At 63.4% G+C, this 13,123-nt stretch carries 13 protein-coding genes and 1 pseudogene; 11 read left to right on the forward strand and 3 right to left on the reverse strand.

What is annotated here, in order from left to right; all coding sequences use genetic code 11:
* Positions 1-318 (forward strand): annotated as a pseudogene (locus tag ABX74_RS00005) (hypothetical protein); the annotation flags it as partial.
* A gap of 26 nt (positions 319-344) precedes the next feature.
* Here the strand turns inward: ABX74_RS00005 and ABX74_RS00010 are convergent.
* A complete protein-coding gene (locus tag ABX74_RS00010) occupies positions 345-668 on the reverse strand; it encodes a type II toxin-antitoxin system VapB family antitoxin (RefSeq protein WP_003944521.1) in 324 nt (107 codons plus the stop codon).
* A gap of 157 nt (positions 669-825) precedes the next feature.
* On the opposite strand from ABX74_RS00010, the gene hrcA reads away from it, so the two are divergent.
* From hrcA to ABX74_RS00035, 5 genes are all read left to right on the forward strand, one after another.
* Positions 826-1,869: a heat-inducible transcriptional repressor HrcA gene (gene hrcA / locus ABX74_RS00015; RefSeq protein WP_019749027.1), complete on the forward strand. Its 1,044-nt coding sequence runs from the start codon at positions 826-828 to the stop codon at positions 1,867-1,869.
* Positions 1,870-1,950: 81 nt separating this feature from the next.
* Entirely contained in the window at positions 1,951-3,102 is a 1,152-nt protein-coding gene (dnaJ, locus tag ABX74_RS00020) for a molecular chaperone DnaJ (RefSeq protein WP_019749026.1), read from the forward strand.
* 2 nt (positions 3,103-3,104) lie between these two features.
* Positions 3,105-3,866 carry a 16S rRNA (uracil(1498)-N(3))-methyltransferase gene (locus ABX74_RS00025; RefSeq protein ID WP_021333396.1) on the forward strand — a complete coding sequence of 254 codons (762 nt, stop codon included), beginning with the start codon at positions 3,105-3,107 and terminating at the stop codon, positions 3,864-3,866.
* A gap of 143 nt (positions 3,867-4,009) precedes the next feature.
* Positions 4,010-5,248, forward strand: a complete 1,239-nt coding sequence (locus ABX74_RS00030; protein ID WP_020908192.1) for an Ig-like domain-containing protein — start codon at positions 4,010-4,012, stop codon at positions 5,246-5,248.
* 14 nt (positions 5,249-5,262) lie between these two features.
* Positions 5,263-6,039, forward strand: coding sequence for an alpha/beta hydrolase family protein (locus ABX74_RS00035; protein WP_021333395.1), 777 nt, complete (start codon positions 5,263-5,265; stop codon positions 6,037-6,039).
* Here ABX74_RS00035 and ABX74_RS00040 read toward each other — a convergent pair.
* Positions 6,031-7,635, reverse strand: a complete 1,605-nt coding sequence (locus ABX74_RS00040) for an MFS transporter (protein WP_047887957.1) — start codon at positions 7,633-7,635, stop codon at positions 6,031-6,033. The genes ABX74_RS00035 and ABX74_RS00040 overlap by 9 nt on opposite strands.
* A 128-nt stretch (positions 7,636-7,763) precedes the next feature.
* Here ABX74_RS00040 and ABX74_RS00045 point away from each other — a divergent pair, with 128 nt between their 5' ends.
* The 5 genes from ABX74_RS00045 (at position 7,764) to era (ending at position 12,519) form a co-directional block, all read left to right on the forward strand.
* A complete protein-coding gene (locus tag ABX74_RS00045; protein ID WP_078377511.1) occupies positions 7,764-8,459 on the forward strand; it encodes a TetR/AcrR family transcriptional regulator in 696 nt (231 codons plus the stop codon).
* A 112-nt stretch (positions 8,460-8,571) separates the two neighbouring features.
* The gene (locus tag ABX74_RS00050) at positions 8,572-9,660 is read left to right on the forward strand and encodes a PhoH family protein (protein ID WP_019749020.1); all 1,089 of its coding nucleotides are present in this window, start codon (positions 8,572-8,574) and stop codon (positions 9,658-9,660) included.
* 48 nt (positions 9,661-9,708) lie between these two features.
* Positions 9,709-10,251: an rRNA maturation RNase YbeY gene (gene ybeY / locus ABX74_RS00055; RefSeq protein ID WP_003944525.1), complete on the forward strand. Its 543-nt coding sequence runs from the start codon at positions 9,709-9,711 to the stop codon at positions 10,249-10,251.
* A gap of 21 nt (positions 10,252-10,272) precedes the next feature.
* Positions 10,273-11,577, forward strand: a complete 1,305-nt coding sequence (locus ABX74_RS00060; protein WP_019749019.1) for a hemolysin family protein — start codon at positions 10,273-10,275, stop codon at positions 11,575-11,577.
* 24 nt (positions 11,578-11,601) lie between these two features.
* Positions 11,602-12,519 carry a GTPase Era gene (gene era / locus ABX74_RS00065; RefSeq protein WP_019749018.1) on the forward strand — a complete coding sequence of 306 codons (918 nt, stop codon included), beginning with the start codon at positions 11,602-11,604 and terminating at the stop codon, positions 12,517-12,519.
* A 49-nt stretch (positions 12,520-12,568) separates the two neighbouring features.
* Here era and ABX74_RS00070 read toward each other — a convergent pair whose 3' ends face one another.
* On the reverse strand, positions 12,569-13,123 hold the full coding sequence (locus tag ABX74_RS00070; RefSeq protein ID WP_019749017.1) for a TetR/AcrR family transcriptional regulator: 555 nt from the start codon (positions 13,121-13,123) through the stop codon (positions 12,569-12,571).

The raw sequence follows: 13,123 nt of genomic DNA on the forward strand, positions 1-13,123 counted from the left end.
TGCGATCCGGTCTACGTGAGCGCGGTGGCGACCGCGATTCTGACCGGTGGGGCCGGAGTCGATCTGGTTTTCGCGGACTCCGCCGATCACATCCCGGTGACGGCTCACGTAGTAGGCAGCGGTACGGCCGGCGCTTCCGTACCGGAAGTCGAATCGGTGACCTGCTCGACAGTTGGCACCGACACGATCATCAGCGCGGGAGAACTGGAATTGACCGTGGTGAGAGTGATCGACGCAGATCGAGTGTCAGGCTCGGCGACGCTCACCGGAACCTGGCCGGGGCAGCCGAATCCCGCACTGCTCGCGTTCGTCGGTTGAGTCTCGGCGCCTGAGTCGCGTGAGCGTCAGCGGACGCCCTCGATGACACCGGGCATCGCGTCGAAGTCGAAGACACGCGCGTGCAGCACGACGCGGTTTCGCAGGGCCGAACGAACCGCTCGGTGCAGGCCGTCCTCGAGGTAGAGAGTGCCGCGCCACTGCACTGCGTGAGGGAACAGATCGCCGTAGAAGGTCGAGTCCTCCGACAGCAGGCGATCGAGTTCGAGGACCTTCGTGGTGGTCACGATCTCGTCGAGTCGAACCTGACGTGGAGGGAACTTCGACCAGTCGCGTAGAGACAGTCCGTGATCGGGATACGGTTTGCCGTCCATCACGCCTTTGAAGATCATGTGCCGCCTTGTCCATGGTTGTGCGATCGACCCTTCGCCGATCTCACTCCACAGTAAGGGCAACAGCCGTCTCTGGCGCTCGGGCGATTAGACTGCCAGTGGGAACCGATGTGTAAATGTCGGTGTTCGTTCTGTTCAGGAAACGGAGGTGGCAACGATGTCGAGTACCGACGACAGGCGTTTCGAGGTCTTACGTGCAATCGTGGCCGATTACGTCTCCACCCAGGACCCGGTGGGATCCAAGGCCCTGGTCGAGCGTCACAACCTCGGAGTGTCGAGCGCCACTGTGCGCAACGACATGGCATTCCTCGAGGCCGAGGGCTACATCGCCCAACCGCACACCAGTTCCGGCCGCGTCCCCACCGACAAGGGATACCGCGAGTTCGTCGATCGCATCGCCGACGTCAAGCCCATGTCCGGGCCCGAGCGACGAGCGATCCTGGAGTTCTTGGAGTCGGGTGTCGACCTCGACGACGTTCTGCGTCGTGGTGTGCGACTGCTCGCGCAACTGACCCGTCAGGTCGCGGTTGTCCAGTACCCGTCGCTGTCCGCGTCGTCGGTTCGCCACCTCGAGGTGGTCGCATTGACGCCGGCGCGCCTGCTTCTCGTTCTCATCACCGATTCCGGGCGAGTCGATCAGCGAATCGTCGAGCTCGGGGACGTCCTCGAAGACGAAGACCTTTCCCGGTTGCGCGCGCTTCTCGGCGGGGCCCTGGAAGGCAAGCGCCTGGCCGCCGCGTCGATTGCCGTGGCGGAACTGGCCGACGAGTCTCCGGCCGACCTGCGCGACGCCGTGATCCGGTCGGCAACGGTTCTGGTCGAGACCCTGGTCGAACATCCGGAAGATCGCCTCGTTCTGGGCGGAACCTCCAACCTCACGCGCAACGCCGCCGATTTCTCCGGTCTGGCCGGCTTCCCCGGTTCGCTGCGCGCAGTGCTCGAAGCACTGGAAGAGCAGGTAGTGGTCCTCAAACTGCTCGCTGCGACGCAGAATTCCGGCACGGTCACCGTCCAGATCGGTGAAGAGACGCAGGTCGAACAGATGCGCGGAACCTCCGTGATTTCGACTGGCTACGGCGCGGCCGGTACCGTTTTCGGTGGTGTCGGTGTGCTCGGACCCACTCGGATGGACTATCCGGGAACAATTGCATCGGTTGCCGCCGTTGCCAGATACATCGGCGAAGTTCTCTCCGAGCGATGACGGACGTCGACATTTGGTCGGCACACCTCCTCGCGAGGACTGAGGAAAACCTAGAAGTAAGAGAAGGACGAGAGACTCAACGTGGCACGGGATTACTACGGATTGCTCGGCGTCGGCAAGAACGCGACAGACCAGGAGCTCAAGCGCGCTTACCGCAAGCTGGCACGCGAACTGCACCCGGACGTCAACCCTGACGAGGCTGCGCAGGCCAAGTTCAAGGAGATCTCAACGGCCTACGAGGTCCTGACCGACCCGGAGAAGCGTCGCATCGTCGATCTCGGCGGAGACCCGCTCGAGTCCGGTGGCGGCGGAGGTGGTGGCTTCGGTGGCGGATTCGGAGGCGGTGGCCTCGGCGACGTCTTCGAAGCATTCTTCGGCGGCGGTGGCGGCGCAGGTCGTGGGCCGCGCGGTCGCGTTCAGCCCGGCGCCGACTCGTTGCTTCGCACCAAGCTGACCCTCGCAGAATGTGCGACGGGCGTCAGCAAGCACGTGACCGTCGAGACGGCCATTCTGTGCGACAGCTGCACCGGAGCCGGAACCAACGGCGACTCCAAGCCTGTCCGCTGTGAGACCTGCAACGGTGCCGGCGAAGTTCAGTCCATCCAGCGCTCGTTCCTCGGCCAGGTCATGACCTCGCGTCCCTGCCCGACGTGCCGCGGTGCCGGTGAGACCATCCCGGATCCCTGCCACAAGTGTGGCGGCGACGGCCGAGTTCGGGCCAAGCGCGACATCACGGTGAAGGTTCCGGCGGGCGTTGCCGGTGGCATGCGCATCCGTTTGACTGCGCAGGGTGAAGTCGGCCCAGGCGGCGGACACCCCGGCGACCTCTACGTCGAGATCGTCGAGCAGCAGCACGACGTCTTCGTTCGGGACGGTGAAGACCTGCACTGCACCATCCGTGTTCCCATGGTCGACGCAGCACTGGGTACCAGCGTCACCGTCGACACCATCATCGACGGCCCCAAGGAAATCACCATCGAGCCAGGCACCCAGCCCGGGCACGTTGCTGTTCTTCGCGGTCACGGTATGCCGAAACTGCGGTCGGGAGTGCGCGGCGACGTCCACGCTCACCTCGAGGTGGTCATCCCGAGCCGCCTCGATCACAAGCAGTCCAAGCTGCTCAAGGAATTCAAGCTGCTCCGCGATCGTGACGAGGCCGAGGTCGTTTCGACGACGTCGCAGAACAGCGGTGGTCTGTTCTCGCGTCTTCGCGAAGCATTCAGCGGCCGCTGACGGTGGCCGCAACGGTCTTCTTTCTCGACCCGGTTCCCGGCGTCGGTGAAATCGCAGTTCTGGACGGGCAGGAGGGTCGCCACGCGGCCACTGTCCGCCGGATCGGTGTCGGCGAGCGTTTGGTGTTGGCCGACGGCCGTGGCCGGGTAGCCGACGCCGAGGTGACGAGCGTCGGCAAGGATCGCCTCGAACTGTTGGTCAGCGACGTTCAGGTTCTCGAGCAGCCCAAGCCGTTGGTGACCCTGATTCAGGCACTGCCCAAGGCCGAGCGCTCCGAGTTGGCCGTCGAACTGGCCACCGAGGCTGGTATCGACGCCGTGATTCCGTGGCAGTCCCTGCGTTGTGTCGCCAAATGGGAAGGCCCGAAGCTCGCCAAGGGCGTCGCACGCTGGCGAAGTGCGGCAGTGTCTGCGGCGAAGCAGTCCAGACGCGCGTTCGTCCCGGAGATTTCGGATCTGCACAAGACGGCGGCGGTGATCGCGTTGGTTCGCGACGCCGTTGCCCGCGGCGCTGTGGTTGCGGTGCTTCACGAATCGGCGACGACGCCGTTGGCCGGCTTGCCGTTGGCGAGCGCGGACGAGGTATTTCTCGTTGTCGGTCCGGAAGGTGGGCTCGACGATTCGGAGATCAGTGCGTTGTCGGAGGCCGGGGCAACTCCGGTGCTTCTCGGGCCGACGGTCCTGCGCACGTCGACTGCCGGAGCCGTCGCTCTCGGCGCCATCGGAGTGCTGACCGATCGCTGGGGACCACGGCCACTGCACTGATCTTGTTGTGACTGCACTGACGTTGGTGTGATCCCGAGCTGAATCGGATCCGGCGCTCAGCGAAGTGTCAGATTTGCGCACTATCGTAAGGACGTCGGGGGTCGCCTTCGGCGTGAGTTGGTTCGGGGATTTCAGGAGGCCAGATGTTGTCACGTGCGCATATGCGAATTGCCGGAGCGGTGTGTGCCGCGGCGGCGATGATGCTGGTTGCGGGGTGCACCGTCTCCACCGGAGACAACCCGGGCTCTTCCGGTAATGCCGTCACCACCACACCGACCAGCGAGGCGCTCGTCACCGTCACTCCCGCCGACGGCGGAACCCCCGTGAGCCCCCTCGATCCCATCGAGGTCCAGGTCGCGAAGGGAACACTGACGACCGTCGCGCTGACCAATCCCGAAGGTAAGGAAGTCGCCGGTATCACGACGCCTGACAAGACGTCCTGGAAGCCGAGCGAACCACTCGGATACGGCAAGACCTACAAGCTTGTCGTCGATGCCGTCGACGCGAATGGTGTTGCCACGACCAAGAACACGACGCTGACCACCGTCGCGCCGAGTAATCAGACTCGCGCGTACATCAACACCACCGGTGGCGCCTCGATTTCGGACGGTGGCACGTACGGCGTCGGCACGGTCGTCGCCGTTCATTTCGACGAGTTGATCGGTGACAAAGCCGCGGCCGAGAAGTCTCTGGTGGTCACCACCAATCCGCCCGTACAAGGATCGTGGTACTGGGTCGACGGTCAGAACGTTCACTGGCGTCCGCAGAATTACTACGCACCAGGCACGACGGTCTCGGTGAACGCGAACATCTACGGCAAGCAACTCGGCAACGGATTGTACGGCCAACAGGACGACACCGTGTCCTTCAAGATCGGCGACTCCCACGTCTCGGTCGCCGACGACAACACCAAGATGGTGACCGTCTACGAAAACGGTCAGGTGATCAAGGAGATGCCGACCTCGATGGGAATGGGCGGCACCGAAACGATCGGCGGCACGACGCTCTCGTTCTGGACCCAGCCCGGCACGTACACCGTGATGGACAAGGCCAATCCCGTCATCATGGATTCGTCGACCTACGGTCTGCCGATCAACTCGCGCCTGGGCTACAAGGAATCCATCAACTGGGCCACCCGCATCAGCACGGACGGTATCTATCTTCACGAGTTGGAGAGCACCGTCTGGGCGCAGGGAAACACCGACACCTCGCACGGTTGCCTCAATCTCAGTGCGGCCAATGCCAAATGGTTCTTCGATTTCTCGCAGCCAGGAGATGTCGTCGAGATCAAGAACACCGGCGGGGCTCCGCTGGAGGTGTGGCAGAACGGCGACTGGACCCTCTCGTGGGCAGACTGGGCCGCAGGCAGCGCCCTCGCCTGAGATAGATTTCCTCGGTGCCTCGATTCAAGATTCCGTACGGCCGACACGAGCAACAGTTCGGGCATCTCTACGTTCCCGACGAGGCGGTTGACGGCCCGATCCCGATCGTCATGCAGATCCACGGCGGCTTCTGGAGCGGGCAGTACGGATTGAATCTGGGCACCGCATTTGCCGTCGAACTCGCGCGGCACGGCGTCGCAGTGTGGAACATCGAATACCGCCGCCTCGGGGCGGGCGGTGGTTGGCCGGAAATGTCCGCCGACGTGAAAACGGCGTACGACGAAATCCCCGGACTGGTTGCCGCGAAGTCCTCGGCCGAATTCGATCTGAATCAGATTCGCCTGCTCGGGCATTCGGCCGGCGGACATCTTGCAGTGTGGCTGGCGGGAGAGAAGGACACGTTCACCCGGCCTGAACGGGTAATCGCGCAGGCTGCCGCACTCGATCTGGCGTCGGCAGGCGAGCGTGGACGACGGATCAGCTTCATCGAGGATCTGTTCGGCGTTCCGTTCGAAGCGGACCCGGATCTGTATCGCAATGCGTCGCCACAGCATCGACTGCCGATCGGCGTTCCCGTTGTGTGCGTCACGGGTGCGGAGGATCTGCAGGTGCCGGCCAAGGTGAGCTCCCGGTATGCGAAGGCTGCCGAAGCGGCTGGTGATCCCGTGGCACTGCGTGTGATCGAGGGCGAAGGGCACGACGCATTTCTCTCACCCTCGACCGAGTCCTGGCGGGTCTCCCGCGAGTTGGTTCTCGCCGAAGACCCGCTGGCTCCGAGCACGTCAGACTGACACGGGGCCTTCTTGCACAGGGGCCTTCTTGCCCGGCAGGATGAACGCCACGACAACTGCCCCCACGAACAGTGCAAGGCCGCCCGCCCAGCTGGCCGCCGAAATCGCGTCGGCGTAGGCACTGCCGGCGGCGTCGAGCAACGGCGCTGCCTGAGCTGCAGCCAAGGGGTTGCCTGCCATCTCTTCGGCGACCAACGAAGCGCCGCCGACGGATTCTCCCGACACCTCCATCGCGTACGCGGCCTGTTGCGCCAGCTCACCCGTCAACTGTGGAACCTGCATAGCGCTGATGAATCCTGCGATCGAATCCTTGTAGCTCGCAGCGAGGATCGAGCCCAGGATCGCGATTCCCAGAGAGCCGCCGAGTTCGATGGCGGTGTCGTTGAGGCCACCAGCAGCGCCGAGATCGTCCTCGGAGAAGTTGTCCATGATGGCGTCGGTGGCCGGCGGTTCACTCAAGCCGATGCCCAGGCCGAGCAGGATCAGTGGGACAGCGAACATCCAGTAGCCCGAATCGCCGTCTACCTGCGTGAGAATCAGAACACCGACCGCGGCGACGACCATGCCGCCGACGATGGATGCCCGGACGCCGATCAGCGGAGTGATCCGGCCACTGACCACGGCGCCGATCGAAACGGCAATTGCCAAGGGCAGCAGACGAACACCGGTTTCGAGTGCGCCGTAGCCGAGGATGAACTGGAACTGCTGTGAGATGAAGTAGATGGCACCGAAGGCGGCCAGGAAGAGCAGAAGTACGGCGAGTGTCGCGCCGCCGACCATGCGCTGGCCGAGTTTGCGGACGTCGAGCAGTGGCTGCGGGTGACGCAGTTCCCAGACGACGAACGAGACGAGGCCGATCGCAGCGAGCATGGCGGCGCCGATGGGTCCGCCGGTCCACCCGAAGTGGAATCCGTTGATGATCGAGTACACGAGCGAGCCGATGGTGGCCACCGAGAGTGCTCCGCCGATCCAGTCGATCCGGCCCAGGTGCTCGGCCTTGCTCGGAGGCACCAGGATTACGGCGGCGACGGCAGCGACTGCGGCGATCGGGACGTTGATCAGGAAAGTGATGCTCCAGGAATGGCTGTCGAGAATCCATCCGGCCAACAGCGGGCCGAGGGCAATCGCCAGACCCGACGTCGCCGCCCACGCCGCGATGGCGCGTGATCGCTCCGCCTTGGGAAAGGTCGCGACCAGAAGCGAAAGCGTCGCGGGCATGATGATCGCGGCGCCGACGCCCATGATCATTCGTGCGGCGATGACGGCGTTGGTGGTGTCCGCGATACTGCCGAAGACGGCGCCGCCGGCGAACACGGCGAGTCCGGCCAGAAGCGCTCCGCGGCGACTGTACTTGTCACCGATCACGCCGAACAGCAACATCAGCGCGGCGTAGGGGACTGTGTAGCCGTCGATGACCCATTGCAGTTGCGTGCTGGTGAGCCCGAGGTCCCTGGTCATGTCCGGCGCCGCGACGATCAACGCGGTATTCGCCATCACGACGATCAGCAAACTCAGGCATAACACCCCGAGCGCGGCCCACCGCCGTGAGTACGGCTGGTCCATCTCCGAGACAGGTTTGCTCATGAGTGTCGTCATGACGCGACTCCGTTCCTGATGATCGAAGAGACTCCTCGATCTATTTGCACACTGATGTGTAAGTTAATAACTTGCACACCGATGTGCAACTATGATTGACCTAGATCACAGTTGGGCAGTCGAAAGAGGTGGAACGCGCGTTGACGCATTCGGGCACAGTCGTTTCGGGAACTGCCGAATCGGGCGGAAGGCAGCGTCGTAGTCAGGCCGCGGCGAATCGCAATCGCATCATCGAGGCGGCGATCACGGCGTTCGCTGCTGATCCGGATGCGAGCATGGACGACGTCGCAAAGGCTGCCGGTGTGGTCAGACGAACCGTGTACGCGCATTTCGACAGCCGTGAGGCGCTGATCAACGGCATCGTGGACGAGGCGTCGACCGATCTCGTTGCTGCGCTGAGCCAAGCCGGTGAGCCGCCCGAGCGCCCCGATCTGGCGACTGCCGTACTGGCATTGCTGTCATGGCCGGTCGGTGATCGATTCCGGATGCTGCTCAGTTTTGCCCGCAAAGAGTTGGGGGAGCAGCGGATTCTCGATTTGATGGAGCCCGCGCGCGCCGTGAGTGTCAGCGTCGTCGAGCGAGGTCAGCGTGACGGCACCTTCTCGACATACCTGCCGGCCGAGACTCTGGTAGCGATGACCGAGGCGATCACGATCACGTTGTTCGATCAGGCCAACAGTGGGCTCATCACCGACTCTGGCGAATCCTTTGCCGCCGTATGCCTGGTCATCGCGGGTATCAGTCCGGACAGAAGCGCCGAGGTCGTCGCCGAAGCGTCGGAATGGATCCGAGAATCGCTGCCGTCCGGTCGCCGCGAGGATTAGGCCGGGACGATTAACAAGTGGGCCGTGTCCGACTCTGGCGCTAGACTTCGAAGTATCGAGGCTCACGAGTCGAGTGGGCTGATCGGACCAGAAAGCAGGCCATATTCACCACGTGAGTGAACACAGTGAACTCGACGGGAACCGTGTAACCACCATCACCGATCGCGCTCTGCCCGCAGAGCGCACCGTCCGTTCGAGTATGGATCTGGCGCCGGAGACCGTGCGCCAGATCCTGGGGGCGACGGACGAGAATCTCACCGCGATCGAACGTGAGCTTCGTGCCGACATTCACGTACGTGGCGGAACTGTCTCCTTGTCGGGGACGGCTGCAGACGTTGCGCTGGCAGAACGTGTGTTCAGTGAATTGGCGTCGCTGGCCGGTCGGGGGCAACCCATCGCACCGGATGCTGTTCGACGAACCATCGGCATGCTCACCAACGAGGTCGGCGAGTCTCCGGCCGAGGTGCTCTCCCTCGACATTCTTTCGCGTCGGGGCAAGACGATTCGGCCCAAGACCCTCAACCAGAAACGCTACGTCGACGCCATCGACGAGAACACCATTGTGTTCGGAGTCGGCCCGGCCGGCACCGGCAAGACCTACCTCGCCATGGCCAAGGCCGTTCAGGCGTTGCAGGCCAAGCAGGTCTCTCGGATCATCTTGACCAGGCCGGCAGTCGAGGCAGGCGAGCGACTGGGCTTTCTGCCCGGCACGCTGCACGAGAAGATCGATCCGTATCTGCGCCCGCTGCACGACGCATTGCACGACATGATGGATCCCGAGGCGATTCCGAAGTTGATGCAGGCCGGAGTCATCGAGGTCGCTCCGCTCGCTTACATGCGCGGCCGGACGCTCAACGATGCCTTCATCATCTTGGACGAAGCGCAGAACACCACGGCCGAGCAGATGAAGATGTTCCTGACCCGTCTCGGGTTCGGTTCCAAGATCGTGGTCACCGGAGACGTGACCCAGGTCGATCTACCTGGTGGGGCCCGTTCGGGTCTGCGTGCGGCATCCGAAATCCTCACCGGGATCGACGATATTCATTTCGCCACCCTCGACAGCAGTGACGTCGTACGTCATCGGCTGGTCTCCCACATCGTCGACGCTTACGAGCGTCACGAATCGGATCGGTCCGGCGAGTTGGCCGTCGGAAACCGGGCGCAGCGCCGCGCTGCACATGCTCATTCACCGCGACGGTAGGCTGATCGACGCATCAACCCCTACTTTTCCCAGGAAAGAGCGTCGCACATGAGCATCGAGGTCTCGAACGAATCGGGCATGGACATCTCCGAACCGGAGTTGATCAGCGTTGCCCGTTTCGTGATCGCTCGGATGGATGTCCATCCGGCGGCCGAGCTGTCGATGGTTCTCGTCGACTCCGCGACGATGGCGGATCTGCACGTTCGCTGGATGGACCTGCCGGGCCCGACCGACGTCATGTCGTTCCCGATGGACGAACTCGAGCCGGGTGGCCGTCCTGATTCCCCGGAGCCGGGACCGTCGATGCTCGGCGACATCGTGTTGTGTCCGTCTTTTGCCGCGGATCAGGCTGACAAGGCCGGGCATTCACTGGCCCACGAACTTGCCCTCCTGACCGTCCACGGTGTGTTGCACCTCCTCGGCTACGACCACGCGGAGCCGGAAGAGGAGAAGGAGATGTTCGGCTTGCAGAACAGCCTCCTCGAAGAGTGGTACGAAGACCTTCGCCGTATCGACCGCGAAGCAGCACTGGCCGAACGCGATCAGAAGCTGCTCGGCAAGACCGGTTTCGTCGACGGAGTGGACCGATAACAGGCATCCGGGGGTTCTGTAGTGAGTAGCGCCATAGCGCTCTTTGTTCTGGCGATTGCTCTTGTCCCGGTCGGTGGTGTCTTCGCGGCCGTCGACTCGGCGCTCAACACCATTTCGTCGGCGCGCATCGACGAGATGGCAAAGGAAGAGCGAGCCGGCGCCGCGCGCGTGCAGCGCATTCTGACCGATCGTCCGCGATACGTGAATCTGATGGTCCTGCTTCGCATTTTGTGCGAGATCACGGCCACCGTCGTACTCGTGGGCGGTCTGATCGACATCCTCTCGTTGGGCTGGGCGCTGACCGTCACCGCGGTGATCATGGTTCTCGTCTCGTACGTGGTCATCGGCGTCGGACCGAGAACGCTTGGGCGCCAACATGCGTACTCCATCGCGATGGCCGCGTCGTTGCCACTGCTGTGGATCGGTGTTCTGCTCGGGCCGATCAGTCGCGTCCTGATCCTCGTGGGTAACGCCTTGACCCCGGGTAAGGGCTTCCGCAACGGTCCGTTCGCTTCGGAAATCGAGTTGCGTGAACTCGTGGACATGGCGCAGGAACGCGGTGTCGTCGCCGACGAAGAACGCCGAATGATCCAGTCCGTCTTCGAACTCGGAGACACGTCGGCACGCGAGGTGATGGTGCCTCGCACCGACATGGTGTGGATCGAAAATGACAAGAATGCCGGACAGGCGACGTCGTTGGCCGTGCGCAGTGGTCACTCGCGCTTGCCGGTCATCGGGGAGAACGTCGACGACGTGCTCGGTGTCGTCTACCTCAAGGATCTGGTCAAGCAGACCTACCACCTGCCCGACGGCGGCCGGAACGTCAACGTCTGCGACGTCATGCGGCCGGCGGTCTTCGTTCCCGACTCGAAGCCACTCGACAGCTTGCTGGCCGAGATGCAGCGCGACCGCAATCACATGGCGATCCTCGTCGACGAATACGGCGGAATTGCCGGGCTGGTCACGATCGAGGACGTCATCGAAGAGATCGTCGGTGAGATCGCCGACGAGTACGACGAGGACGAGACGCCGCCCATCGAGGATCTCGGTGACGGAATGTTCCGCGTATCCGCGAGACTTCCCATCGAAGACCTCGGCGAATTGTTCGATCTCGAACTCGAACTCGACGAGGTGGAGACCGTCGGCGGGCTGATCGGATACGTACTCGGCCGAGTTCCGCTTCCTGGTTCCGAGGTGGAATACGACGGTTTGATCCTGCGCGGTGAGGGAACCAATACGGGCCGAGGCCGGGTACGCATCAGCACGGTGTTCGTGCAGCGCATCCCGCGGTCCGAAGACGAAGAGACAGAAGACACCGATGACTGAGCGAGTGTTCAGCGAGGAGCAGTTATGAGCAAGAACGAATTCCGGTCAGGCTTCGTGTGTTTCGTGGGCCGACCCAATACGGGTAAGTCCACGCTGACCAATGCGTTGGTCGGCAGCAAGATCGCGATCACGTCCTCGCGCCCGCAGACGACGCGCCATACGATTCGTGGCATCGTTCACCGCGAGCATGCGCAGCTGATCCTGGTGGACACCCCTGGACTGCACAAGCCGCGCACATTGCTCGGGCAGCGCCTCAACGACCTGGTTCGCGACACGTACTCCGAGGTCGACGTCATCTGCCTGTGCATCCCGGCCGACGAGGCCATCGGGCCCGGAGACCGCTGGATCGTGCAGCAGATCCGTCAGATGGCGCCCAAGACCAAGCTGGTCGGCATCGTCACCAAGATCGACAAGGTCAGCCGCGACGCCGTCGGAAAGCAGTTGCTTGCGCTGTCCACCTTGCTCGGTCCCGAATCCGAGGTCGTTCCGGTGTCCGCGAAGTCGGGCGAACAGGTCGAGATCCTGGTCGACGTCCTCGCCGGTCTGATGGACGAGGGCCCGGCCTTCTACCCGGACGGTGAATTGACGGACGAGCCCGAAGAGGTGCTCATGGCCGAACTCATCCGTGAGGCTGCGCTCGAGGGTCTCGGTGAGGAATTGCCGCACTCCCTGGCCGTGGTGATCGAGGAGGTCATCCCGCGCGAAGGACGCACCGAGAAGCAGGGCGAGATGCTGGACGTCCACGCGTTGCTCTACGTCGAGCGGCCCAGCCAGAAGGGCATCGTCATCGGTAAGGGCGGAGCGCGTCTGCGGGAAGTCGGTACCAGTGCGCGCCTGCAGATCGAGAAGCTGCTCGGTGTGCGGATCTTCCTGGAGTTGCACGTCAAGGTCGCCAAGGACTGGCAGCGCGACCCGAAGCAGCTCGGCCGGCTGGGCTTCTAGGGCCTCCGGCCCCGTGAGCGGTTAGGGAGTCCAGGGACTGCCTAACCACTCACAGGGGCCGGAGGACCCTGAGGATCGCCGCGCCGATGTCCTGCTCGTCGACGCCGGTGGCCAGGCGTCGGAGTTGGAGTCCAGTGATGACGGCGACGAGCGTCGATGCAATCGATTCGGGATCCGGTACGCCGAGTGCCGTCAGAATCGTGACGGTCAAATCGTCGTAGGCGGCAAAGCATTCGACCGCCACTTCATGGAGTTCGTGGTCGCGGCCGGCGGCGATGTACATCTCGAACGGAGCGATTCGCTCGGCCGAGAACGAAAGATCTCGCGTCACCTTCTCAGCTATTGCCGCGGCATCCTCGACGCTGAGACCTTTGTCGCGGTACTCCTCGGCCAAGGCGCGCAGGCGCGTCGTCTCGTCTGTCACGAAACGAGACAGAGCAGCGCGGAGCATGTCCGACTGGCTCGCGAAGTGATACGTGATCGATCCGAGTGAGACGCCGGCCTGCGCGGCGATGCGCCGGTTGCTCACACCCGGGATGCCGTCGGTACCGACGACGTGCAGAACGGCGTCGAGTATTCGCTCGCGAACGTCCCGGTTACTCAT

It is taken from the genome of Rhodococcus sp. ARP2 (assembly GCF_001029585.1).
Taxonomy (GTDB): domain Bacteria; phylum Actinomycetota; class Actinomycetes; order Mycobacteriales; family Mycobacteriaceae; genus Rhodococcus_F; species Rhodococcus_F erythropolis.